20 protein-coding genes are annotated in these 22,895 nt (G+C 63.9%); 11 read left to right on the top strand and 9 right to left on the bottom strand.

The features are described from left to right. Positions 1-56 precede the first annotated feature (56 nt). The 6 genes from treZ to glmS form a co-directional block, all read right to left on the bottom strand. Entirely contained in the window at positions 57-1,826 is a 1,770-nt protein-coding gene (treZ, locus tag AC5RVN_RS01140) for a malto-oligosyltrehalose trehalohydrolase (RefSeq protein ID WP_494136820.1), read from the bottom strand. Next, the gene (gene treY / locus AC5RVN_RS01135; protein WP_494136819.1) at positions 1,823-4,150 is read right to left on the bottom strand and encodes a malto-oligosyltrehalose synthase; all 2,328 of its coding nucleotides are present in this window, start codon (positions 4,148-4,150) and stop codon (positions 1,823-1,825) included. Before treY ends, treZ begins: the two co-directional genes overlap by 4 nt. After that, positions 4,147-6,402: a glycogen debranching protein GlgX gene (gene glgX / locus AC5RVN_RS01130; RefSeq protein WP_494136818.1), complete on the bottom strand. Its 2,256-nt coding sequence runs from the start codon at positions 6,400-6,402 to the stop codon at positions 4,147-4,149. Before glgX ends, treY begins: the two co-directional genes overlap by 4 nt. Positions 6,403-6,468: 66 nt before the next feature. Then, positions 6,469-8,061, bottom strand: coding sequence for an NAD(P)H-hydrate epimerase (locus tag AC5RVN_RS01125; protein ID WP_494136817.1), 1,593 nt, complete (start codon positions 8,059-8,061; stop codon positions 6,469-6,471). Between the two features lie 34 nt (positions 8,062-8,095). Further along, positions 8,096-8,443 (bottom strand): holo-ACP synthase, encoded by a 348-nt coding sequence (locus AC5RVN_RS01120; RefSeq protein ID WP_307094374.1) that lies wholly within the window; start codon positions 8,441-8,443, stop codon positions 8,096-8,098. 131 nt (positions 8,444-8,574) lie between these two features. Further along, entirely contained in the window at positions 8,575-10,461 is a 1,887-nt protein-coding gene (glmS, locus tag AC5RVN_RS01115) for a glutamine--fructose-6-phosphate transaminase (isomerizing) (RefSeq protein ID WP_494136816.1), read from the bottom strand. Between the two features lie 136 nt (positions 10,462-10,597). Here glmS and coaA point away from each other — a divergent pair, with 136 nt between their 5' ends. Genes coaA through mscL form a run of 3 tightly spaced genes read left to right on the top strand, consistent with a single transcriptional unit; the run spans position 10,598 to position 12,875 of the window. After that, positions 10,598-11,563 (top strand): type I pantothenate kinase, encoded by a 966-nt coding sequence (gene coaA / locus AC5RVN_RS01110; protein WP_494041935.1) that lies wholly within the window; start codon positions 10,598-10,600, stop codon positions 11,561-11,563. A gap of 5 nt (positions 11,564-11,568) precedes the next feature. Next, positions 11,569-12,447 carry a M15 family metallopeptidase gene (locus AC5RVN_RS01105; RefSeq protein WP_494136815.1) on the top strand — a complete coding sequence of 293 codons (879 nt, stop codon included), beginning with the start codon at positions 11,569-11,571 and terminating at the stop codon, positions 12,445-12,447. Between the two features lie 23 nt (positions 12,448-12,470). Continuing rightward, positions 12,471-12,875 (top strand): large conductance mechanosensitive channel protein MscL, encoded by a 405-nt coding sequence (mscL, locus tag AC5RVN_RS01100; RefSeq protein WP_494136814.1) that lies wholly within the window; start codon positions 12,471-12,473, stop codon positions 12,873-12,875. Between the two features lie 69 nt (positions 12,876-12,944). Here mscL and glmM read toward each other — a convergent pair whose 3' ends face one another. The 3 genes from glmM to rplM form a co-directional block, all read right to left on the bottom strand. Beyond that, the gene (gene glmM, locus AC5RVN_RS01095; protein ID WP_494136813.1) at positions 12,945-14,306 is read right to left on the bottom strand and encodes a phosphoglucosamine mutase; all 1,362 of its coding nucleotides are present in this window, start codon (positions 14,304-14,306) and stop codon (positions 12,945-12,947) included. Positions 14,307-14,448: 142 nt separating this feature from the next. Then, positions 14,449-14,955, bottom strand: coding sequence for a 30S ribosomal protein S9 (gene rpsI, locus AC5RVN_RS01090; RefSeq protein WP_050684362.1), 507 nt, complete (start codon positions 14,953-14,955; stop codon positions 14,449-14,451). Positions 14,956-14,993: 38 nt separating this feature from the next. Continuing rightward, positions 14,994-15,437: a 50S ribosomal protein L13 gene (gene rplM / locus AC5RVN_RS01085; RefSeq protein ID WP_009358699.1), complete on the bottom strand. Its 444-nt coding sequence runs from the start codon at positions 15,435-15,437 to the stop codon at positions 14,994-14,996. Between the two features lie 296 nt (positions 15,438-15,733). On the opposite strand from rplM, the gene AC5RVN_RS01080 reads away from it, so the two are divergent. The 8 genes from AC5RVN_RS01080 to AC5RVN_RS01045 all read left to right on the top strand — a co-directional run bounded on the left by AC5RVN_RS01080 (position 15,734) and on the right by AC5RVN_RS01045 (position 22,888). Then, the gene (locus AC5RVN_RS01080; RefSeq protein ID WP_494136812.1) at positions 15,734-16,399 is read left to right on the top strand and encodes a prepilin peptidase; all 666 of its coding nucleotides are present in this window, start codon (positions 15,734-15,736) and stop codon (positions 16,397-16,399) included. Positions 16,400-16,600: 201 nt separating this feature from the next. Beyond that, entirely contained in the window at positions 16,601-16,852 is a 252-nt protein-coding gene (locus AC5RVN_RS01075; RefSeq protein ID WP_494136811.1) for a Flp family type IVb pilin, read from the top strand. A gap of 94 nt (positions 16,853-16,946) precedes the next feature. Beyond that, positions 16,947-17,351 (top strand): TadE/TadG family type IV pilus assembly protein, encoded by a 405-nt coding sequence (locus AC5RVN_RS01070; RefSeq protein ID WP_494136810.1) that lies wholly within the window; start codon positions 16,947-16,949, stop codon positions 17,349-17,351. After that, on the top strand, positions 17,339-18,373 hold the full coding sequence (locus AC5RVN_RS01065; protein ID WP_494136809.1) for a pilus assembly protein TadG-related protein: 1,035 nt from the start codon (positions 17,339-17,341) through the stop codon (positions 18,371-18,373). The genes AC5RVN_RS01070 and AC5RVN_RS01065 overlap by 13 nt, the downstream gene beginning before the upstream one ends. A gap of 39 nt (positions 18,374-18,412) precedes the next feature. Next, positions 18,413-19,189, top strand: coding sequence for a Flp pilus assembly protein CpaB (gene cpaB, locus AC5RVN_RS01060; RefSeq protein WP_494136808.1), 777 nt, complete (start codon positions 18,413-18,415; stop codon positions 19,187-19,189). Beyond that, entirely contained in the window at positions 19,186-20,373 is a 1,188-nt protein-coding gene (locus AC5RVN_RS01055) for a CpaE/TadZ family protein (protein WP_494136807.1), read from the top strand. Before cpaB ends, AC5RVN_RS01055 begins: the two co-directional genes overlap by 4 nt. Then, positions 20,374-21,954, top strand: a complete 1,581-nt coding sequence (locus tag AC5RVN_RS01050) for a TadA family conjugal transfer-associated ATPase (RefSeq protein ID WP_494136806.1) — start codon at positions 20,374-20,376, stop codon at positions 21,952-21,954. A 1-nt stretch (position 21,955) separates the two neighbouring features. Beyond that, positions 21,956-22,888 (top strand): type II secretion system F family protein, encoded by a 933-nt coding sequence (locus tag AC5RVN_RS01045; protein ID WP_494136805.1) that lies wholly within the window; start codon positions 21,956-21,958, stop codon positions 22,886-22,888. The last annotated feature ends 7 nt before the right edge of the window (positions 22,889-22,895 follow it).

Below are 22,895 nucleotides of genomic sequence, written 5' to 3'. Positions count from 1 at the left end.
AGTTACGCCGCGGGCTGACAGCAGCAGCCCCGCGGCGTAACTTAGTCAAGCAGGGTTCAGGACTTCAGGATTGCAGCGCTCCAGGGAGCCAGCGCGAGGGCGTCGCCGTCAAGACCGGTACCCTCGTCCGTTGCCAGCAGGACCGAGCCGGAGACGCCGTCCAACCGGACCTTGGCGTCCGAGAAGTTGAGGAGCACTTCAACGCTGCCGCGGCGGAAACGCAGCCAGCCCTCGTCGTCGTCGAACCTCACGTCTGTCTCGCTGAAGCCCAGCCCGGCAAGCTCGGCGTGTTCCCGGCGGAGTGCCGTCAGGGAGCGGTAGAGCTCCAGCAGCCGGGCGTGGTCACCGCCGGCAGCTTCGTCCCAGTTCAGCTTGGAACGGCGGAAGGTCTCGGGGTCCTGGGGGTCGGGCACGACGGCGGGATCCCACCCCATGCGCTCGAACTCCTTGATCCTGCCCTCCGCAGTTGCCTTGCCCAGCTCGGGTTCAGGGTGCGAGGTGAAGAACTGCCAGGGGGTGCTGGCGGCGAACTCCTCGCCCATGAACAGCATGGGCGTAAATGGCGAGGTCAGCGTGAGCACGGCGGCCACGGCCAGCTGCCCGTAGGACAGCGACTGCGACAGCCGGTCCCCGGTGGCGCGGTTGCCGATTTGGTCGTGGTTCTGGTTGCACACCACCAGCGCTGCCGGGTGGGCCAAGGCCGGGTTGATGGGCCGGCCGTGGTGGCGGCCGCGGAAGCTGGAGTAGCTGCCGTCGTGCAGGAAGCCGTCCCTAAGAACCTTTGCCAGCACCCCCAGGGACTGGAAGTCCTCGTAATACCCGGTGGTCTCGCCGCTGACGCTCACGTGCACCGCGTGGTGGAAGTCATCGCTCCACTGCCCCGCCAAGCCGTAACCGTTTGCGTCCCGCGGGTACAGCAGGCGCGGATTGTTCAGGTCCGACTCCGCGATCAGCGTCTTCGGCAGCCCCGTTTCAGCTGAAACAGCGTCACCCAGAGCACCGAACTCCTCGAGGATGTGCACGGCGCGCTCATCGCGCAACGCGTGCACGGCGTCAAGCCGCAGACCATCCACGTGGTAGTCCCGGAGCCAGAGCGCGAGGTTGTCCAGGATGTACTCACGCACGACGTCCGAGCCCGGACCGTCCAGGTTGACGGAGTCGCCCCAGGTGTTGGCATCGCCCTGTTTCAGGTAGGGACCGAACTTGGGCAGGTAGTTGCCGCTCGGGCCGAGGTGGTTGTACACCACGTCCTGGATGACCCCGATGCCTGCCGCGTGGGCTGCGTCGACGAAGCGCTGGTAGGCCGCGGGCCCGCCGTATCCTTCGTGGACGGCGTACCACTGCACGCCGTCGTAGCCCCAGTTGTGGGTTCCGTTGAAGCCGTTGACGGGCAGCAGTTCCACGAAGTCCACGCCCAGGTCCGCGAGGTAGCCGAGCTTTCCGGCGGCGGCGTCCAGGGTTCCCTCTGGGGTGAAGGTCCCCACATGGAGTTCGTAGATGACCGACCCCTGCAGTTCCCTGCCCTTCCAGGCGCCGTCCTGCCACGCGTAGGCGGCGGGGTCGAAGGTCCTGGACAGCTTGTGGACGCCCTCGGGCAGCCGCCGCGACCGCGGGTCGGGCACGGGTTGGCCGTCCCCGTCCAGCAGGTAGCCGTAGTCCACGTCGCCGTCCGCCGGAGCGTCCGGGGCAGTCCACCACCCTTCCGAACCTGGCGCCGTCTCCTTCTTCAGCATCGGGTACTGCCGGCCGTCGGCCACGAGGATTACCGAATGGGCGTCGGGAGCCCAGACGTCGAAACGCTCGGGCCCAACATTGACGAGGGTCATGCCTTTTCTCCATCCACGGGTACGAGCAAAGCCACGGGGTAGGTACCCAGGACGTCAGCCACCGAAACGGCGCCTGGCCCGTACCCGGCGCCGGTGAGCTCGTCGCGCATGGTGGCGGGGAGTTCGACGGCGGTGTCCCGCCAGCCGCCGTCGGCCTCAAGTCCTGCAGGCAGCCGGGTGGCGAGAGTCAGGGCACCGGTAGTTCCATCCGCACCGCGGTGGAAGGCAAGCAAATGCGCTGCCGCAGCCCCTGTTGCCGTCACCGGGCTGTAGCCCTGGAACAGTTCGGGCCGGTCGCGGCGTATCCGGAGCGCCCGGGAGGTAACCAGGAGCTTGCTGGTTTCGGTTCCCGCCGCCGGCAACGTGCCGGCGTCGAGCTTTGCCAGCTCCTCCTGGCGGGCCGCGAAGTCCACCGGCCGCCGGTTGTCCGGATCGGTCAGGGAGCGTTCCCAAAATTCACTGCCCTGGTACACATCCGGCACACCGGGCATGGTCAGCTGGACCAGCTTGGCGGACACGGAGTTGGACGCAGCGAAGGAGTCGGTCCGTGCCACGAAGCCTTCCACCAGTTCGGTGACCCGGTGGTCGTCGAACACGGCGTTAACTGCGGCCTTGACCGCGGACTCGAACTCCTCGTCGGGGTCGGTCCACTTTGTGGAGTTGCCGGCCTCCCGGGCGGCCTTCTCCGCGTAGCCCTGGAGCCGTTCCCTGCTCGCAGGCCACGCGCCGACGATGGCCTGCCACAGCAGGTTCTCGTACGGACCGTCCGGAATCGGGGCAAGCTCGCGGAGGCTGTTCAGCGTGGTTGCCCACTCCTGCGGAAGCTCGGCGATCACCGAAATCCGGGCCCGCGCGTCTTCGCTGCGCTTGGTGTCGTGCGTGGACATGGTGGTCATGGACAGCGGAAGTTCCTGCTGCCGCCGGGTCATCCGGTGGTGGAACTCCTCGGGAGAGACAGCGAACTCCGTTGGTTCGGCTCCCACCTCCGTCAGGGTGCCAAGCCGGGTGTAGCGGTAGAACGCCGTGTCCTCAACACCCTTGGCCATCACCATGCCCGAGGTCTGCTGGAACCGGACCGCGATGGGGTTGGCCGGGTCCAGGAGCAGGGGCAGCAGTGTGCCAACGGCAACTTCCAACTCGGGGCGTCGGGCCGCCGCGGACTCGCAGGCTTCCTTGAGGACCTCGGCGCCGGTGGGCAGGTACGTCCGGTAGACCGGGAAAGCGGAAATGATCTCGGCGATCGCGTCGGCAGCCTGTTCCACCGGAAGCCCGTAGGACTCCGGAACCAGGCGGGCCAGCCGCAGAACCTCGGAGCGGAGGATGCCGTCGGCGATCATGCGCTTGGTTCCGCGGATCATCTCGGCGTAGTCCGCGGGGACTGCTGATTCCCGGAGCTTTGCGTCCAGGTCGTTGAGCGGCTGCTCACCGGCGGGATCAACGAAGACCCGGTCCACATCAGCCAGGGCGTCATACCCGGTGGTGCCCTCGGTGGCGAAGTCCTGGGGCAGGGTTTCGCCCGGCTCCAGGATTTTTTCCACCAGGATGTAGGCTCCGCCGCTGAGGTCCTTCAGCCACCGCAGGTAGCCTGCAGGATCCGCCAGGCCATCGGGATGGTCCACGCGGAGCCCGTCCACAAGCCCCTCATTGAACCAGCGGCCCACCTCGGCATGGGCTTCCTCGAAGACACGCGGGGTTTCCACGCGGATTCCGGCCAGGGTGGTGACCGCGAAGAAGCGCCGGTAGTTCAGCTCGGCGTCTGCGCGGCGCCAGTCGATCAGCTCGTAGTGCTGGCGGCTGTGGACTTCCTGCGGCGTGTCACCGTCGGAATAAGTGCCCTCGGCCAGCGGGAAGCGGTGGTCGTAGTAGCGGAGTTCACCGTCCTTGACCTCCAGCTTGTCCAGGTCCTCGCCGGAACCCAGCATGGGCAGCCGGACCTTTCCGCCGGCCAGTTCCCACTCGACGTCGAAGGCTTCGGCGTAGGGTGAGCCCTGGCCTTCCTTCAGCAGGGACCACCACCAGGGGTTCTGTGCAGGCGTTGCGACGCCCACGTGGTTGGGCACGATGTCCACGAGGACACCCATGCCGTGCTCGCGGGCAGCCCTGGAGAGGGCCAGCAGCCCTTCCGGGCCGCCGCGCTCCGGGTCCACGGCGGAGGGGTCGGTCACGTCATAGCCGTGGTCCGAGCCCTGCTCCGCCGTCAGGATGGGAGAAAGGTAGATCCAGTCCGCTCCCAGGTCCTTGAGGTACGGGACCTTTTCAGCAGCGTCGAACAGGGTGAAGCTGCTGCGGATCTGCAGGCGGTAGGTGGATGCAGGTACTCTCACTTGCCCGTGTCCTTCCGCTCCCCGATCTTCGTGGTCTTCCCGGGTTCCGCCACCATGGGGGCGGTGAGGGACTCGGTCTCGCTGGTGGAGGTCTGCGTCAGTGCCGCGAGGGATGCCGCAACGGAGTGGTCCGGTTCTACTTCTTCAATGGTGTGGGCACGCAGGACCACCAGGGACTTGGCTTCCACAGGCAGCGGCTGCCCTGCGGAGACCGGCTCCGTGTCGGCGTTCTGCCCGGCAGTGTCGATGATGACGTCCCATGCCGGGGCATACTCATCCGCCGGAAGGGTGAACTTGACGGTGTCATCGTGGGCGTTGAAGAACATCAGGAAGTTCACGTCCGTGATCCGCCGTCCGCGGGTGTCCTTGCCTTGGATGCCATTTCCGTTCAGGAAGACGCCCACGGACCGCCCAAATCCGCTGTCCCAGGCCTCCGGCTTCATGGTTTCGCCGCTCGGATCAAGCCATACGATGTCCGGCAGGCGTTCGCCTTCGCCCCTCAGGACGGGCCGTCCGTCGAAGAACCGGCTGCGCCGGAAGGTGGGGTGCTTGGCGCGGAGCGCGTTGACGGCTGCGGTGAACTCGATCAATGGCTGGTCAACGCTGTCCCAGTTGATCCAGGTCAGCTCGGAGTCCTGGCAGTACCCGTTGTTGTTGCCCTGCTGGGTGCGTCCCATCTCGTCGCCGTGCAGGAGCATGGGCACGCCCTGGGAGAGCAGCAGCGAGGCAATGAAGTTCCGCTGCTGGCGGGCCCGCAGGGAGAGGACCTCGGGATCATCCGTGGGACCCTCAACGCCGCAGTTCCAGGACCGGTTGTGGGATTCGCCGTCGTTGTTGCCCTCGCCGTTGGCGTCGTTGTGCTTCTCGTTGTAGGACACCAGGTCCGCGAGGGTAAAACCATCATGGGCAGTGACGAAGTTGATGGATGCCACAGGCCGGCGCCCGGAGTGCTCGTACAGGTCCGCCGAGCCGGTGATACGGGATGCAAACTCACCCAGTGTGGCGTGCTCGCCGCGCCAGAAGTCGCGCACGGTGTCGCGGTACTTGCCGTTCCATTCCGTCCACTGCGGCGGGAAGTTTCCTACCTGGTAGCCGCCGGGCCCAACGTCCCACGGCTCGGCAATGAGCTTGACCTGGGAAACAACCGGGTCCTGCTGGATGAGCTCGAAGAAGGTGGACAGCTTGTCAACATCGTAGAACTCGCGGGCCAGGGTGGAGGCGAGGTCGAAGCGGAAACCGTCCACGTGCATCTCGGTGACCCAGTAGCGCAGGGAATCCATCAACAGCTGGAGTGAATGGGGCTGGCGGACGTTCAGCGTGTTGCCGGTACCGGTGTAGTCCATGTAGTGCTTTTCGTCGCCCTCCATCAACCGGTAGTAGGAGGCGTTGTCGATGCCCTTGAAGGACAACGTGGGGCCCAGGTGGTTGCCCTCGGCGGTGTGGTTGTAAACGACGTCGAGGATGACCTCGATACCCGCCTTGTGGAGCGAGCGGACCATGGCTTTGAAGTCCTGGACCTGCTGGCCGGTATCGCCGGTGGAGCTGTACGTGTTCTGCGGCGCGAAGAACCCGATGGTGTTGTAGCCCCAGTAGTTGCTCAGGCCCTTGTCCTCCAGGGTGCCGTCATTGACGAACTGGTGCACGGGCATCAGTTCGATGGCGGTGACACCCAGCTTTTGGAGGTGGGAGATGACGGCGGGGTGGGCCACGCCTGCGTACGTTCCGCGCTGCTCCTCGGGAATCTCCGGGTGCAACTGCGTGAGGCCCTTGACGTGGGCTTCGTAGATGACTGACTGGTGGTAGGGAATCCGCAGGGTCTGGTCGCCGTCCCAGTCGAAGAACGGGTTGATGACCACGCCCATCATCATGTGGCTGGCGGAGTCCTCGTTGTTGATGGTGTCCGGCTCACCCAGGTTGTAGGTGAACAGCGAAGGGTCCCAGTCCACCTGCCCGTGAACGGCCTTTGCGTAGGGGTCCAGGAGGAGTTTGTTCGGGTTGAAGCGGTTGCCGGAAGCGGGATCGTATGGGCCGTGTACACGGTAGCCGTACTTTTGGCCGGGCTGTACCTGCGGGATGTAGCAGTGCCAGACGTACCCGTCCACTTCGTCTACCGGTATGCGGGTTTCCTTGCCATCATCGTCAAAAAGGCAAAGCTCAACTTTTTCGGCGCGTTCGCTGAACAGGGCAAAGTTGGTGCCGGTGCCGTTGTAGGTGGCGCCAAGGGGATAAGCCGATCCAGGCCAGACTTCCATTAATGCTCCTCATTGATATTTAGCAGCAGGAGAGCAGGGGCTCCTGCTGCCGGTGCGAACTACTGCCTACCGTAACGGCTGGGTGTGACTATTACGTTGCGGGGCCCCAGAGTTACTAAGCGTGCTTACTTTACCCCAAACGTGAGGTAAGGAGTCGGCGATTCCGCCAGCAGCGATCGGTCCGCCGAAGCGAACCTCCGACGCCGCCCTCCCGGCCAGGCCGTGCAGCGCGGCTCCCAGCGCGGCCAGCTCAGCCCAGCGGGCGTTCGCTTCCGTGCCCCACTTTCGCGAGGGTCCGACGTCGGGAGAGGACTGGGCGAGCAGCGCCCCAAGGATGCCCGCGAGGACGTCGCCGCTGCCGGCCGTGGCGAGCCAGGGCGTGCCGTCCGCCTGGCTGTACACATCCCCCGAGGGTGCGGCCACCAGGGTGGTGGCCCCCTTCAGCAGGACGGTCGCTCCGGTCAGCGCAGCGGCCTGGCGGACGGCATCGAGGGTCCCTGCCTCAACTGCTGCGCGGTCCTGGTGACCGCCCAGGCGTTTGAGGAGTGCGGCGAGCTCGCCTGCGTGCGGAGTCAGCACCACATGCGGGGCGAGGACATCGGGAAGGGCGGGCAAGGCACCGGCATCGGCTACCACAGGAAGGCCGGATCCGACGGCGTCGCGGGCGCGCTGCAGCTGCTCGTGGTCGTCAGGACCGATGCCCGAACCCACCAGCCACGCCTGGACCCGGTTCCCGGCAACCGCGCCTGTACTGCAGACCACCTCAGGGCACGATTGGCGGACCAGGTCCCCGACTTCGGGCGGCCCGAGGTAGCGCACCATCCCCACTCCGGCGGCCAGGGCGCCCCGGCAGGCCAGGACGGCCGCGCCGGGATAGTCGGCGGAGCCGGCCACCACTCCCAGGACCCCGCGGGAGTACTTGTGCGCGCACCGGGCGGGGTTGGGTAAACGGCCCGCGATGTCTGCAGCTTCAAGCCGGCGCAGGGCGGGATCTTCGAGATTGTCCTCGATGCTGATAGGCACCACGTCCACCCTGCCGGCGTAGTCGGCGCCCGGGTCAACCAGCAGGCCCGCTTTTGCTGCGCCGAATGTCACCGTTACATCCGCGGGAAGCACCGGTTCTGATACTTGCCCCGTATCGGCGTCGACGCCGCTGGGCAGGTCGCACGCCACAACAAAGCCGGCAGCCTGACCGGCCCGGCCATCGGCAATGGCACTGACAAGCTCGGCCGTACTCCCCCGCAGCCCGCCTTTCGCGCCTGTTCCCAGCACAGCATCGATGACGACGTCGGAACGGGCTGCTTCTGCTGCCAGCTCACTCAGTGCCGCAGTGGCGAGGTGCAGGGTCCTGCCGCCGGCCCGCTCAAAAGCAGCCAGCGCCTGGGGATGCGCTGCATCAGCGGTGAGCACCGACGTCGTACGCATCCCACGCGCTGCCAAAAACGCGGCGGCGTAGAGGCCGTCCCCGCCGTTGTTGCCCTTGCCGGTGAGCACCACAAGCGTGGCGCCGTAGACCCGGCGGCCGCGGGACTTCAGTTCCCGGACCACCGAATTGGCCAGCCCGTGGGCTGCACGCTGCATGAGGACATCGCCCAGGCCCGCCGCAAGGAGTGGTTTCTCGGCTTCGCGGACCTGGGTTCCGGTGTAGGCGCTGATCACGGTGTTAGGCGACTATGGGCGCTGGGCAGCCCGTTCAGCCTTCGGCGAGGACCGTTGCGGTGGCGATGCCGCCGTCGTGGCTGATGGAGAGGTGCCAACGCTTAACGCCCTTGGACTCGGCAACGGCGAGTACGGTTCCCTTGACCTGAACGGTGGGTCCGTTGTGATCAAGGCCGATCCAGCAGTCCTGCCAGTTCATGCCTGCCGGCGCCCCGAGGACCTTGGCCACTGCTTCCTTCGCGGCGAACCGCGCGGCCAGCGACCGGGTGTTCAGCTCCCGCTCTGCGGGCACGAACAGCCGGTCCTTCAGGCCCGGGGTGCGCTCAAGCTGACGGCCGAACCGCTCGATGTCTACAACGTCTACGCCTATGCCAACGATCATGGCACTACTCTACGGTGGCGCTCCGGGCCTTGCCGTCCGCCGTGCCCGGTGCCGGGTGCCGGGAACAAAGAACGCCCCGGGCGAATGGCCCGGGGCGTTCAGTGGCAAAGCAGCATTCTGCCGGTCCGCAGTTACTCGACGGTGACGCTCTTGGCAAGGTTGCGGGGCTGGTCCACGTCGTAGCCCTTGGCCGCGGCGAGTTCCGCGGCGAAGATCTGCAGCGGGACGGTGGTCAGCAGCGGCATGAGGAGGGTGGGGGTTTCGGGGACGTAGAAGACGTGCTCGGCGTAGGCCTTGACGGCTTCGTCGCCTTCCTCGGCGATGACCAGTGTGCGGGCGCCGCGGGCGCGGACTTCCTGGATGTTCGAGACCACCTTGGCGTGCAGCGAATCGCGGCCGCGCGGGGACGGGACCACGACGAACACCGGCTTGCCTTCGTCGATCAGGGCGATGGGGCCGTGCTTGAGCTCACCGGCAGCGAAGCCTTCGGCGTGGATGTAAGCGATTTCCTTCAGTTTCAGCGCACCCTCAAGGGCTACCGGGTAGCCGACGTGGCGGCCCAGGAACAGCACGGAGGTCTCACTCGCCATGCTCCGGGCGAGCTCGCGGAGCGGACCGGCGCCGTCCAGGATGGTCTGGATCTTCGCGGGGATCTTGGACAGGTCCGCGAGGACGTCCTTGATCTGGCCGGAGAAGATGTTTCCGCGCAGCTGCGCCAGATACAGGCCCAGCAGGTACGCGGCGGTGATCTGCGCCAGGAACGCCTTCGTGGACGCCACAGCGATTTCCGGGCCGGCGTGCGTGTAGAGCACGGCGTCGGACTCGCGCGGGATGGTGGAGCCGTTGGTGTTGCAGATCGAGATGGTCTTCGCGCCCTGTTCCCGGGCGTAACGGACGGCCATCAGGGTGTCCATGGTCTCGCCGGACTGGCTGATGGACACCACCAGGGTCTTCTCGTCCAGGATCGGGTCGCGGTAGCGGAACTCGTGCGCGAGCTCCACCTCGGTGGGGATCCGGCACCAGTTCTCGATGGCGTACTTGGCCACCGTTCCGGCGTAGGCGGCGGTGCCGCAGGCCAGGACGATGATCTTGTTGACCTGCTTCAGCAGCTCCGGGTCGATCCGGAGCTCATCGAGGGTCAGCATGCCGTTCAGGTCAGACCGTCCCAGCAGGGTCTGGGCCACGGCGTCGGGCTGGTCATGGATTTCCTTTTCCATGAACGAGCTGAAGCCGCCCTTTTCGGCCGAGGCCGGGTCCCAGTCCACGTGGTATTCCTTGCCCGCGGCCGGGTTGCCGTAAAAATCGGTGATCTCCACCGTGTCCGCGGTGATGGTGACAATCTGGTCCTGGCCCAGTTCCACGGCCCGGCGGGTGTAGTCGATGAAGCCGGAGACGTCAGAGCCCAGGAAGTTCTCGCCCTCGCCCAGGCCCACCACCAGGGGTGAGTTGCGGCGGGCGGCCACGACGACGTCGGGCTGGTCCGCGTGCACGGCAAGGAGCGTGAATGCCCCCTCGAGGCGCTGGCAGGCAAGCTCCATGGCCCGGGTCAGGCCGCCGTCGGAAACGTCCCCGCCGAGCTTGTTTCGGAAAATATCTCCCAGCAGCGCGGCGGCGACCTCGGTGTCCGTCTCGGACAGGAAGGTGACGCCCTTTTCCAGCAGCTCGAGCTTGAGCTCAGCGAAGTTTTCGATGATGCCGTTGTGGATGACGGCGAGCTTGCCGTCATCGGCCAGGTGCGGGTGCGCGTTCCGGTCCGTCGGCCCGCCATGGGTAGCCCAGCGGGTATGGCCGATCCCGGTCACGGTTTCCGGCAGCGGACGGTCCTCCAGCTCAGCAATCAGGTTGCTCAGCTTCCCGGACTTCTTCCGCGACTCAATCAAACCCTGGGACACCACGGCGACCCCTGCGGAGTCGTAGCCCCGGTACTCCAGGCGGCGCAGCCCTTCGATGACAACGTCCAGCGCACTGTGACTTCCGCCGTTATTAGAACGGCCCACATATCCCACGATTCCACACATAGGCACAAGACTATCGGCAGGGGTGCCCCAGATCTAAACCCTGCGTCGGCGCGAAGCCGCTTCTGTTGTGTTGTTCCCGCGTGTGTGTGCTTGCGTGCATTTCGCTCTGGGCCGGGCTGGGGGCAGAATCTCTATAGTGACTGTGCAACGCAATGACGCGAACGGTGAAGGCGTCTCCCCGTTCGTTGAGCTGGACCGGCAGACCTGGTCCCGGCTTGCAGACGAGATGGAACAGCCCCTTAACCAGGAGGACATCGTCCGTTTGCGCGGCCTTGGCGATCCCCTGGACATGAAGGAAGTCCGGGAGGTTTACCTTCCGCTCTCCAGGCTGCTGCACCTGTATGTTGAGGCCGCCGGCCAGCTGCACGCCGCCACCACCACCTTCCTGGGCGAGCAGACCCAGCGCACCCCCTTTGTGATCGGCGTGGCGGGTTCGGTCGCCGTCGGGAAGTCCACCATTGCCCGCGTGCTCCGGGAGATGCTGCGCCGCTGGCCGGGCACCCCGAATGTTGAACTCATCACCACCGACGGTTTCCTGTATCCGCTGGCTGAGCTGAAGCGCCGGCAGCTGCTGGAGCGCAAGGGCTTCCCGGAGTCCTACGACCGGCGTGCGCTGCTGCGCTTTGTGAGCGAAATCAAAAGCGGCGCCGAGGAAGTGCGGGCGCCGTGGTACTCCCACGTCACGTACGACATCGTTCCCGGCAAGGAAGTGGTGGTCCGCCGCCCCGACGTGCTGATCGTCGAAGGTCTCAACGTCCTGGCGCCCGCGAGGCCCAGGCATGACGGCCGGCAGGGGCTGGCGCTGAGCGACTTCTTCGACTTTTCCATCTACGTGGACGCCAAAACTTCCTACATAGAGGAGTGGTACGTGGACAGGTTCCGCAAGCTCCGGAGCACCGCGTTCGCACAGCCTGAGTCCTATTTCCACCGGTATGCCGCGCTTTCCGACGAGGAAGCAGAGAGCACGGCCCGGGACATTTGGAAGCGGATCAACGAGCCCAACCTGGAGGAGAACGTCCTGCCGACGCGCGGCCGGGCCCAGCTGGTGCTCACCAAAGAGGCGGACCACTCGATCCGCCGGATGCTGCTCCGGAAGGTCTAGCACACGTGTGCTACGACTGCGCTGCTGCTCCTGATGACCTGCCAACGGCGACGAGCCGCCGCAGCTTTGCCCGCTTCCTCGCCGCGGGGGCCGGACTGACTGTTTTGGCAGCGTGCACACCCGAGGCACCTGGGGCGGCGACGCCGTCGTCGGGCTCCCCTGCTGCCTCACCGTCGCTCTCCTCCCCGGCATCCGCAACCCCGACGGCGGAGGCCACGACGGCGGCTCCCCCGCCTTCGGAGCCGTCCCCCACGCCGTCGCCCTCCTCCACATTGCCGCGGCAGTTCTCCCTCACGGACCCGGCGAGCCCCTGGCTGGTGGTCAACAAGCACCGGCCGCTGGTGCCAGCCGACTACGTGCCTGCGGACCTGGTGCGGCCCAATGTGGCGACGACGGTTTCCGGGGAGGCAGCTCTGCTGAACAGTACGACGGCGGCCGCGGCGGAGGCCATGTTCGCCGCCGCCGCGCGGGACGGCGTCACGATGGTCCTGGCGAGCGGGTACCGCTCCTACAGCACGCAGGTGACCACGTACAACGGTTACGTCGCTTCCCGCGGCCAGGCTGACGCCGACACGGCCAGCGCGCGACCGGGCTACTCCGAACACCAGACGGGCTGGGCGTTCGACATTGCCGACGGCTCCGGGGTGTGCGGGTTCCAGCCGTGCTTCGCGGACCAGCCCGCGGCTGTCTGGGCGAAGGCGAACGGACATAGGTTCGGTTTCGTGGTGCGGTACCCGTGGATGTTCCACCCGATTACCGGCTATTACTACGAGCCCTGGCACCTGCGGTACATCGGTGTGGAGGCTGCGACGGACATGACGACCCGGGGCATCAACACCTTGGAGGAGTACTTCGGCGTGGGGGCTGCGCCGGGGTATCTGTAAGGAGATGGGCTAGCGTGATTCCCATGCTTATTGGATTCAAGAATTTCATCATGAAGGGCAACGTGGTTGACCTTGCCGTCGCCGTTGTTATCGGCACTGCCTTCGGCTCGGTGGTCACGGCGCTGGTGAACAAGGTGCTGATGCCCTTTGTTGCCGGCCTGGTGGGCTCCCCCAACTTCGACAGCTTCGCGAGGGTGGACCTGAACGGGAATTTCATCGAGTTCGGTGTCCTGCTGACCGCAATCGTCAACTTCCTGCTGATCTCCGCGGCTATTTACTTCATTGTGGTTTTGCCGATGAACCTGATGATCGAGCGGCGTAACCGGAAGCTGGATATTGATGAGGGCGTAAAAGCGGTAGCGGCGGAGGACCCGCAGATCGCGCTGCTGACCGAAATCCGTGACGCGCTCAAGAGCCGCACGCCCTAACTCCTCGCCGAAAAACGTAAAGCGGCCCGCCTCCTGCAGGAGGCGGGCCGCTTTTGCTTGTGTGCGGGCTTATTCGGAGACGAGCTCCAGGGCGAGTTCAGCCCGGACCACCTGGGCAAGGTGTTCGGCGATGGACTGCGCGGTCTCCTCGTCGGCGGCCTCGACCATGACCCGCACTACGGGTTCGGTGCCGGAAGGACGAAGCAGGACCCGGCCGGTATCGCCCAAGGCTGCTTCCGCCGCTGCCACGGCCTGCGCAAGGACCTCGTTGCTGCGGACTCCGGCCCGGTCCACGCCCTTGACGTTGATGAGTACCTGCGGAAGCTTGGTCATGACCGTGGCCAGTTCCTTGAGGGGCTTTCCGGTCAGGGCAATCTGGGCGGCGAGCTGCAGTCCGGTGAGCACGCCGTCGCCGGTGGTGGCGTGGTCGGCGAAGATGACGTGGCCGGACTGTTCGCCGCCGAGGTTGTAGCCGCCGTCGCGCATTTCCTCCAGGACGTACCGGTCCCCAACAGCGGTTTCGCGGATGCTGATGCCGGCATCGCGAAGGGCAATCTTCAGGCCGAGGTTGCTCATGACCGTGGCCACCAGAACATCGTCCTTGAGCTTGCCAGAGGCTTTGAGTGCAAAGGCGAGGATGGCCATGATCTGGTCGCCGTCCACCTCGTTGCCCTCGTGGTCCACGGCGAGGCAGCGGTCGGCGTCGCCGTCGTGGGCGATGCCCAGGTCCGCGCCGTACTTCACCACGGCTTCCTTGAGGGGCTCCAGGTGGGTGGAGCCTACGCCGTCGTTGATGTTGTGCCCGTCGGGGTCAGCGCCGATGACCACGACGTTGGCGCCGGCGTCCTTGAAAACCTGGGGCGAGCACCCGCTGGCGGCGCCGTGGGCGCAGTCCAGGACAACGGTGAGGCCGTCCAGGCGGTGCGGAAGGGTCTGGAGGAGGTGGACGATGTAACGGTCCTCGGCGTCGGAGAAGCGTTGGATGCGGCCGACGTCGGCACCGACCGGGCGGACGGCTTCCTTGGCCATTTGCGCCTCGATGGCGTCCTCCACCTCGTCGGGGAGTTTCTGGCCGCCGCGGGCGAAGAACTTGATGCCGTTGTCCGGCGCCGGGTTGTGCGAGGCGGAGATCATGACGCCGAAGTCCGCGTCCAGATCGGCCACCAGGTAGGCAGCGGCAGGGGTGGGGAGGACGCCGGCGTCATAGACGTCAACGCCGGAGCTGGAGAGCCCTGCCTCCACGGCGGCGGCGATGAACTCTCCGCTGGCGCGCGGGTCGCGGGCCACCACGGCGCGCGGCCGGGAGCCGTTGGAGTTGCGGTCATGGCCGAGCACGACGGCGGCTGCCTGGGCCAGCTGCATGGCCAGCTCTGCTGTCAGCAGGCCGTTGGCCAGCCCCCGGACACCATCAGTTCCAAATAATCTAGACACCGGTCAAGTGTAGAGGATGGCTTTGCTTCAGCTTGAAACGGCTGGCCAGAAGCTCTTCACCGGCCTTAACGGCAGAAGCCCGCCCCGCCAAAATGGCGGGACGGGCTTCTGCGTAAGCGGGTTTAGCGCTTGGAAAGCGCGATTAGCGCTTGGAGTACTGCTGAGCCTTGCGGGCCTTCTTGAGACCGGCCTTCTTACGCTCGATGACACGGGCGTCGCGGGAAAGGTAACCGGCCTTCTTCAGGGTGGCGCGGTTGTTTTCGACGTCGATCTCGTTCAGCGAACGGGCGATGCCGAGGCGCAGCGCACCGGCCTGGCCGGAGATGCCGCCGCCGTGGATGCGGGCGATGACGTCGTAGGCGCCTTCGAGATCAAGGATCTTGAAGGGCTCGTTGACGTCCTGCTGGTGCAGCTTGTTCGGGAAGTAGTTGTCCAGGGCGCGGCCGTTGATGGTCCACTTGCCGGAGCCGGGAACAACGCGGACGCGGGCAACGGCTTCCTTACGGCGGCCAACAGCTGCGCCGGCAACGGTCAGGGCCGGGCGCTCCTTCTTCGGCGCAGCAGCGTCAGCAGCTGAGCTTTCAGAGGTGTAGCTGGTAAGGGTTTCCTCAGCCTCTACGGCTTCGGTGGTCTCTTCGTTCTGAGCCACGATTCTCCTTGTATAGATAAGTTGTTTGGTGGCCAGGACTACTGGGCGACCTGGGTGATTTCGAAAGTCTTGGGCTGCTGGGCGGCGTGGGGGTGCTCAGCACCGCGGTACACCTTCAGCTTGCCCAGCTGCTGGGCAGCGAGGGAGTTCTTGGGGAGCATGCCCTTGATGGCCTTTTCAACGGCGCGGACCGGGTTGGATTCCAGCAGTTCCGCGTAGTTGACGGAGGTCAGGCCCCCCGGGTAGCCGGAGTGGCGGTATGCGCGCTTCTGCTCCAGCTTGGCGCCGGTGAGGGCAACCTTTTCAGCGTTGATGATGATGACGAAGTCGCCCATGTCCATGTGGGATGCATAGGTGGCCTTGTGCTTGCCGCGCAGCAGGATTGCGGTCTGGCTTGCAAGACGACCAAGGACAACGTCTGTGGCGTCAATGACGTGCCACTGGCGGTTGATATCGCCGGGCTTCGGGGTGTACGTACGCACGGTGTTTGCCTCGTTCTTGTTCTGGCGTTCTTGTTTAGGTGTCACTAGCTCGTGCACCTACTGTCTGCGCGCTACCGGAACAGAGGTGAGGGCTCTATGTAACCAGTCATCCTGAGGTTCCGAATGTGCACGTTGAGTAGTTATCCTGCAACCGGATTCTCAAGCGGGCACGCACCATCGGAATAGGACACGCACAACGACTACCAAGATTAGCGCGTTAACGGGTTCAGGGTCAAAATGAGGTAGCCGGCGGCTGACTCAGCAGTTGCCAGGTCCGACGGACGCAGGGGGTCGCGGTGTTTGCAGGTGCTGTCGAGGCGTCCGGAGGATGGCTCCTTGTCCTGGGAGCAGCACTGCTCGGCTGCAGTCTCTCCCTAGCCGTCGAACTTCTTATCGCGAGGTTCCTCCCTCGCCTGGGCGGTCTCCCGCCGCTAAAAACAAGAATTACGACGGCGGCGCTCACCGGAGTCCTCTTTGCCGCCCTTGCGCTGCGGATTGGATGGGACCCGGCGCTGCCGGCCTTCCTGGTATACGGCGTGCTCGCCGTGCAGCTGGCGCGGATAGATCTGGCCCATCACCTTCTGCCCAATCCTCTGGTCTTGACTCTGCTTATTGCCGGCCTGGGGCTTCTCAGCATCAGCAGTGCTGTCTCTGCTGATTGGTCCCCGTTTCTGCGTTCCGCAGCCGGCGCCGCCGTTCTTTTCCTTGCCTACCTGGCACTCGCACTTATATCCCCCAGCGGCATCGGTATGGGAGACGTGAAGCTCGCCGCCCCCGTGGGACTGTATCTGGGCTATCTGGGGTGGAGCGAACTGTTTTACGGTTCCGCGCTCGGCTTTGTGCTGGGCGGCATAGTCTCCGTCGCCTTGGCTACAACAAAGAAAGCTGGCAGAAAAGCGGAAGTAGCCTTTGGCCCTTCAATGCTTGCTGCGCTTCTGGGCACTACTCTTATCGCATTCTGAGCGGTCGACTGATTCGCTGAACCTGCTTGTTGCGGCACGTGCCAAACAAGGTTTGTGCAAGTCAAACGCAGGAAATCCGCAGCTTGGTAAAGCTTTCCGCAGGAAGTGAGAAAGTCGCTATCCTGCGCGCGAATGCCTGTGCATCCTATTGACATAGCTGGTGACGGACCAGCTTTCCCTTCACTCGCTCAGGAGTCTCAAATGCTTGCTTTCTTCTCAAACACCTCCACCCGCATCCGCCGCGATGAAAAAGGCGCAACCGCCGTGGAATACGGCATTATGGTCGCCCTCATCGCCGTCGTCATCATTGCAGCTGTCACGCTGATCGGGGGGAGCCTGAAAGGAACCTTCGAGGGCGTGAGCTGCAGTGTCAAGGGCGGCCAGTACACCGCTGCCTCGTCCACCACTGTCGACGGAAAAACCACCACTACCGACTCAAGCTGCTCCAAGTAGCAACTCCAGGGCCGGTGGTAGAAGAAAAACCTTCCGCCACCGGCCCTACCTAAGCAGCAGTCGCTATAGGTCCGCCCAAAAGAGCAGGATGTTGATGGTCACGACGAAGGAGTGCGGCGCTGTCGCAGTCGAGTTCGCAATCTTGCTTCCGATACTGATCACCATCGTGCTCGGGATCATGGAGTTTGGCAGGGCATACAACGTGCAGATGGCACTGACGAACGCTGCCCGCGAAGGTGCCCGTAACGTAGCGATCAATACTGTCGAAGCAGACGCAGTCACGGCCACCGTGAATGCGGCTCCTTCGCTGAACCCGCAGCTAAAAAGCACTGATGTCGACTTTGAATATGTAGCCATACCTGCAACAACACCTGGCCCGACGGCATGTTCATCAGGACGTCAAGTGACAGTAACGGTGACATACTCACTCAGCACGATGACCGGTATCGCCGGTCCATTCGCCATGATAGGAACAGGAACGATGCTGTGCGGCGGCTAGTATCACCGTTCGAAAATGAGCGGGGCGGAATCGCTGTCATCGTTGCCGTACTCATGGTGGCGCTGCTCGGTTTCACCGCTATCTCTATTGACGTTGCAAGGCTCTATTCCGAACGTGCGCAACTGCAGAATGGAGCAGACGCAACTGCCCTGATGGTCGCCCAAAAATGCGCCAAGAATGCTGCTGATACGAACTGCAAAGCCGATGCACCACTCGCACCAGCGTTTGCGAATGGCAACGCTGTGGACGGCCTCAGCAATGTGAAGTCAATCAACCTCAACATACCCGCCCGCACGGTTCAGGTTGAAGTGGGAGCGAAAGAATCTGGAAGCCCCACAAACAGCTTTTCGCTCTTATTCGCGGGGGTGCTCGGAATTTCTAAGGCAGAGGTATCTGCATCTTCAAGCGTACGCTGGGGTAGTCCCACTGAAGGCCCAACTCCATTTCCGCTAGCGTTCTCGATTTGCCAGGTGTCCACCGCTCCTGCCAAAAATCCACAACTGCTGGAGGGGCACGACCCTAGCACTAATGGTGACAAGGGAACGCCTGACTGCACATACGCAGGGCAACCTGTTCCTGGTGGATTCAATTGGACGCAGCAGATAGTTGGCGAATGCGGCAGCAGCATTGACCTCAGTGTGAGCACGAGCCGGAGCGAGACAGGTAACGACGCGCCTGAAAATTGTGGACCAACACTCAATAGCTGGGCAGAATCAATAGCTGCGAATAAGGACATCGTGGTGCTCTTGCCTGTCTTTGATAAAGCGACTGGCACCGGCGCCTCAGCTTCTTATCATCTGACTGCTTTCGCTTCCTTCAAGGTGCTGGGCTGGAAATTCGGCGGCGCCGACAAGCTGCCTCTCGTTTTCCGCAACCAGCAGGCCCCTGGAAGCGGACTGAGCTGCACAGGCAGTTGCCGAGGCATTATCGGCAGCTTCGTTGAATATGTATCCCTTGCTGACGGCTACAAGCTGGGCCCTGTCAGCACAACCGGCGCCACCGTCGTCGAACTAACTAAGTAGTTCCAGGCAGTCCTCCCATCACAACGTCAGGAGCAGTTCGTGAAGTCTCGATTAGTGGCAGGAGCGGCCGCAGCAGTCCTCGCCATCGTCGGCGCGTTTTTGATTGTTTCCTACGCCCAAGGCGCTGACCAGCGGGCTGTTAAGAATCTCGAACCCGTGGCTGTCCTTGTGGTAAAGACGGCAATCCCCGCAGGCACTCCTGTGGAATCCATGACGGCGTCGCTGGTTACCAGGCAGCTGCCGGCAACCGCAGTGATGGAATCGTCCGTCAAGTCCCTTGAGGGCACAACAGGCAAGGTAGCCGCCGTCGACCTTGTGCCTGGGGAACAGCTTCTGAGCGAGCGACTGGTCGCTCCTGCGGAGATCAAAACTTCCGGATCTGTGGAGGTTCCTGCCGGCCTCCAGGAAGTCTCCTTCCAGCTTGAACCGCAGCGCGTGGTGGGTGGCCGGATCAACGCCGGTGACCACGTCGGCATCTCGCTGAACTTTGAGGATGGCGCCTACAAGCCCGCCCCCGGTGATCCCACCACCCAGCTCACTGTGCGCAAGGCTCTTGTGACAGCCGTCCAGCGGGCACCCGAGGCCGCACCGGAGGCTGCTGCCACACCAACGGCGAGCGCTAACCCCAACGCACCTGACCCGAAGGACACCACGCTGCCGGAAGGCTCACTCATGCTTACCGTCGCCGTTAGCGACATCGAAGCCGGCAAAATCATATTCGCTTCGATCAACGGCAGCCTCTGGCTAACCAAGGAACCCCTCGACGCCCAGGACAACGGGCCCCGCATCGAACGCAAGGAAGTGGTTTACAAGTGAGCCGCTTCGTCCTCATCACACCCAACACTGATTTTGACGGCCGTTTGCGGCAGGCCATTGCGGGCGGGCTCCAGGGCGGTGTCCAGACGTTCTTGACGAACGTCCTGCCGGCAGGCCCCTATGACTTGTTCGCGCAGCTCAACCAGGAACAGCCGGAGGTCCTCATCCTCGGACCGGATGTGCCCGTAGACGAGGCGCTCCGCCTCGCCACTGTCCTCGACGTCCAGGTGCCGGACCTTACAGTCCTCCTGGCTAGCGAACCTGACCCCGAACTCGTCCTGCAGGCCATGCGTGCGGGAGTCCGCGACATCCTCAGTCCATCTGCTGACCCCGCCCAGCTGCGGGTGCTGCTGGAGCGAGCCTGCCAGTCCTTCGCCAACCGCCACCGTGCGGACCAGCCTCAGCAGGCCCAAAACGGCAAGGGGCGCGTGATCGGTGTTTTTTCACCCAAGGGCGGTGTTGGTAAGACGACCATCGCTACCAACCTTGCGGTGGGCCTTGGCAAAGCTGCGCCGATGAGCGTGGTACTGGTGGACCTTGATCTGCAGTTCGGCGACGTTGCCTCCGGCCTCTACCTCAGCCCCGAACACACTGTCACCGACGCAGTCTCCCCCGCCGCGAGCCAGGACACACTGGTGCTCAAAGCGTTCCTTACCGTGCACCCTTCGAGCATCTACGCGCTGTGTGCACCTGACAACCCGGTCGAAGCCGACCACATCTCCCCTCAACAGGTCACCCGGCTGCTGGAGCAGCTGGCGGAAGAATTCCAGTACGTTGTGGTCGATACTGCCCCTGGCCTGCCCGAAATCGGGTTGGCAGCAATGGAAGCCTGCACAGACGTGGTGTGGGTCAGTGCCATGGACATTCCCAGCGTCCGCGGCCTGCGGTCAGGCCTGGACATCCTTCGCCAGCTCGAAATTCTTCCCGAGGGAAGGCATGTGGTCCTGAACATGGCGGACGCCAAGTGCGGACTCTCCGTCCAGGACATCGAGTCGACCATCGGTGCTCCTGTTGATGTGAGCGTCCCCCGGTCACGTGCCGTGGCGTTTTCCACCAACCGTGGGGTTCCTGTCCTTCAGGAAGCCAAAAGGGATCCAGCCGTGAAAGGTCTTACCCAGCTTGTACAGCGCTTCAGCTCCTCCGCCAAGAGTCAGCGGCAGAACCACCGCCGGGTGGTGGTTTAGGTGAAGCTGTCCGAACGTCTTCAAGCGGCACAGTCAAAGTCCCAGCCGGGTACTGTTCAAGCTGCAGCCTCGGCCGCGGCTACGGCCCCCGCTCCAGTTCCCGCCGCGGCAGCGGTTGTGCCCAGAACCGAGCAGGCTGCAGGAAATTCGAAGGAGCAAGCGGTCACCTACTCTTCACCTTTCAGCAGTGGAGAAAACCTACCCGCACGGAGCCATCTGGACTCGGTTGCTAAGCGGCCGCAGCAACCATCCGCACAGCACGACGTCCCCAAGCCGAAGGCACAACAGCCGGTGGATGTTTTTGCAGCTCTCAAGCAAAGAGCGGCAACGGCTCTTTTCGAACGGATGGGAGCGCGTTTCAACGACTCCACCATTACCGAAAAGGATCTGCGCAGCACAGCCAGGGAAGAACTCAGCCGCATCATCGATGAGGAACAGGTTCCGTTAACGGCGGAAGAACGTTCCCGTCTGGTGGCGGACGTAGCCGATGACGTGCTCGGCTACGGTCCGCTGCAGAGGCTCCTGGATGACCCGGCGGTCACCGAAATCATGGTGAACCGGATGGACCAGATCTACGTGGAACGCAAGGGCAAGCTGACCCTCACAGAGTCCAGGTTCAGTTCTGAAGAACACCTGCGCAAAGTCATCGAGCGCATCGTCTCCAAGGTGGGACGGCGCATTGACGAGTCGTCTCCCCTGGTCGACGCACGGTTGGAAGACGGCTCGCGCGTCAACGCCGTGATCCCTCCGCTGGCTGTCGGCGGATCTTCGTTGACCATTCGTAAGTTCAGCAAAGTGCCCCTGACAGTGCAGAACCTCATCGACTTCGGAACGCTCACCCCGGCGATGGCTGAACTGCTCGACGCCTGCGTTAAGGCCAAGCTGAATATCATCGTCTCGGGCGGTACCGGCACCGGAAAAACCACCTTGCTCAACGTTCTCTCATCCTTCCTTCCGGCCAACGAACGCATCGTTACCATCGAGGACGCTGTGGAACTCCAAATGCAGCAGGAGCACGTGGTCCGCCTTGAGAGCCGGCCGCCGAACACGGAAGGCAAAGGCGAAGTGACCATCCGTGAACTTCTTCGCAATTCACTCCGTATGCGGCCTGACCGCATCGTGGTGGGCGAAGTCCGCGGCGGCGAATCGCTGGACATGCTCCAGGCGATGAACACCGGCCACGACGGGTCCCTGTCAACGGTGCACTCCAACTCGCCCCGCGACGCCGTCGCCCGCCTGGAAACCCTCGTGCTGATGGCTGGCATGGACCTGCCGCTGCGGGCCATCCGTGAACAAATCGCCTCCGCCGTTAACCTGATCATCCAGATATCCCGTTTGAGGGATGGCACACGCCGCATCACGCACGTCACTGAGGTGCAGGGCATGGAAGGCGACATCGTCACTCTCCAGGACGCCTTCGTGTTTGATTACTCGGCGGGAGTGGATCAACACGGCCGCTTCCTCGGGTCCCCCATCCCAACGGGCATTCGTCCGCGCTTCATAGACCGGTTCGAAGACATGGGAATCCACGTTTCAGCGGGTGTGTTCGGCGCCGCTTTGGCTCCCGCCGGAAGGTCCTGACATGGCCCTGACGATTGGCATCATCCTGGTAATCGCCGCCGTCGCCGTCGCGGGGATTGCTGTGGTGATGCCCCGGACTCCCACCGTGCCGCTTGACCGCCGCCGGCCCTTTCAGACTGACTCGACATCCCAGCTGACGCGCTTTGCCGGGTCAGCGGTCCAGGGGATCGAGCGGATCCTTGCCACCCGGAACGTGCGCTACTTCAACCGGGAGACGCTGGAAAACGCAGGGCTGCGTCTCAGCCAGGCGGACTTCCTGCTGCTGGTCCTTATTGGAGCCTTTGTAGGTGCCTTGATGGGCTTCGTCGTCGCGGGACCATTGCTGGCCATCCTCCTGGTAATCGCGGCACCCTTCGCAGCCCACCTGGTACTGGGCTTCCTCGCCGGCAAAAGACGAACAGCTTTCGGTGAGCAGCTGGGTGACACCCTGCAGCTCCTCTCTGGCAGCCTCCGCGCCGGCCACAGCATCATGCGGGCCATTGACGCTGCAGCACATGAATCACAGGCGCCAACATCCGAGGAAATGCGCAGAATCGTTTCGGAGACCAGCCTGGGCCGGGACCTCCTCACTTCGCTGAACGACACTGCCGAGCGCATGAAGAGCGAAGACTTCGTCTGGATCAGCCAAGCCATCCAGATCAACCGGGAGGTGGGCGGGAATTTGGCCGAAGTACTGGACCAGGTCAACGAGACGATCCGCGAGCGCAACGAGATCAAGGGCCACATCAAATCCCTGGCCGCGGAAGGTAAGTTCTCGGCGTACATCCTCATGGCGCTTCCCATCGGCATCGTGGCCATGCTCATGCTGGTAAGTCCGGGCTACATGGACAAGATGGTTTCCACGCTACTGGGGTGGGTCATGATCGTCGCCTCGATCATCATGATGACCATCGGCGGCCTGTGGATGCGCAAGATCATCGACCTGAAGTTCTGAGGCCACC

This window comes from Arthrobacter sp. sptzw32 (assembly GCF_059089735.1).
The sequence above is the reverse complement of the archived record's forward strand: the minus strand, read 5'-3'. Positions and strand labels throughout refer to the sequence as shown.

What these genes read in the sequence shown, in the direction of transcription:
- glgX (WP_494136818.1), bottom strand. Translation starts at nt 6,402, where the DNA reads ATGGAAGTCTGGCCTGGATCGGCTTATCCCCTTGGCGCCACCTACAAC.
- AC5RVN_RS01075 (WP_494136811.1), top strand. Translation starts at nt 16,601, where the DNA reads ATGCTTGCTTTCTTCTCAAACACCTCCACCCGCATCCGCCGCGATGAA.
- mscL (WP_494136814.1), top strand. Translation starts at nt 12,471, where the DNA reads ATGCTTATTGGATTCAAGAATTTCATCATGAAGGGCAACGTGGTTGAC.
- treZ (WP_494136820.1), bottom strand. Translation starts at nt 1,826, where the DNA reads ATGACCCTCGTCAATGTTGGGCCCGAGCGTTTCGACGTCTGGGCTCCC.
- AC5RVN_RS01120 (WP_307094374.1), bottom strand. Translation starts at nt 8,443, where the DNA reads ATGATCGTTGGCATAGGCGTAGACGTTGTAGACATCGAGCGGTTCGGC.
- AC5RVN_RS01070 (WP_494136810.1), top strand. Translation starts at nt 16,947, where the DNA reads ATGGTCACGACGAAGGAGTGCGGCGCTGTCGCAGTCGAGTTCGCAATC.
- glmS (WP_494136816.1), bottom strand. Translation starts at nt 10,461, where the DNA reads ATGTGTGGAATCGTGGGATATGTGGGCCGTTCTAATAACGGCGGAAGT.
- AC5RVN_RS01045 (WP_494136805.1), top strand. Translation starts at nt 21,956, where the DNA reads ATGGCCCTGACGATTGGCATCATCCTGGTAATCGCCGCCGTCGCCGTC.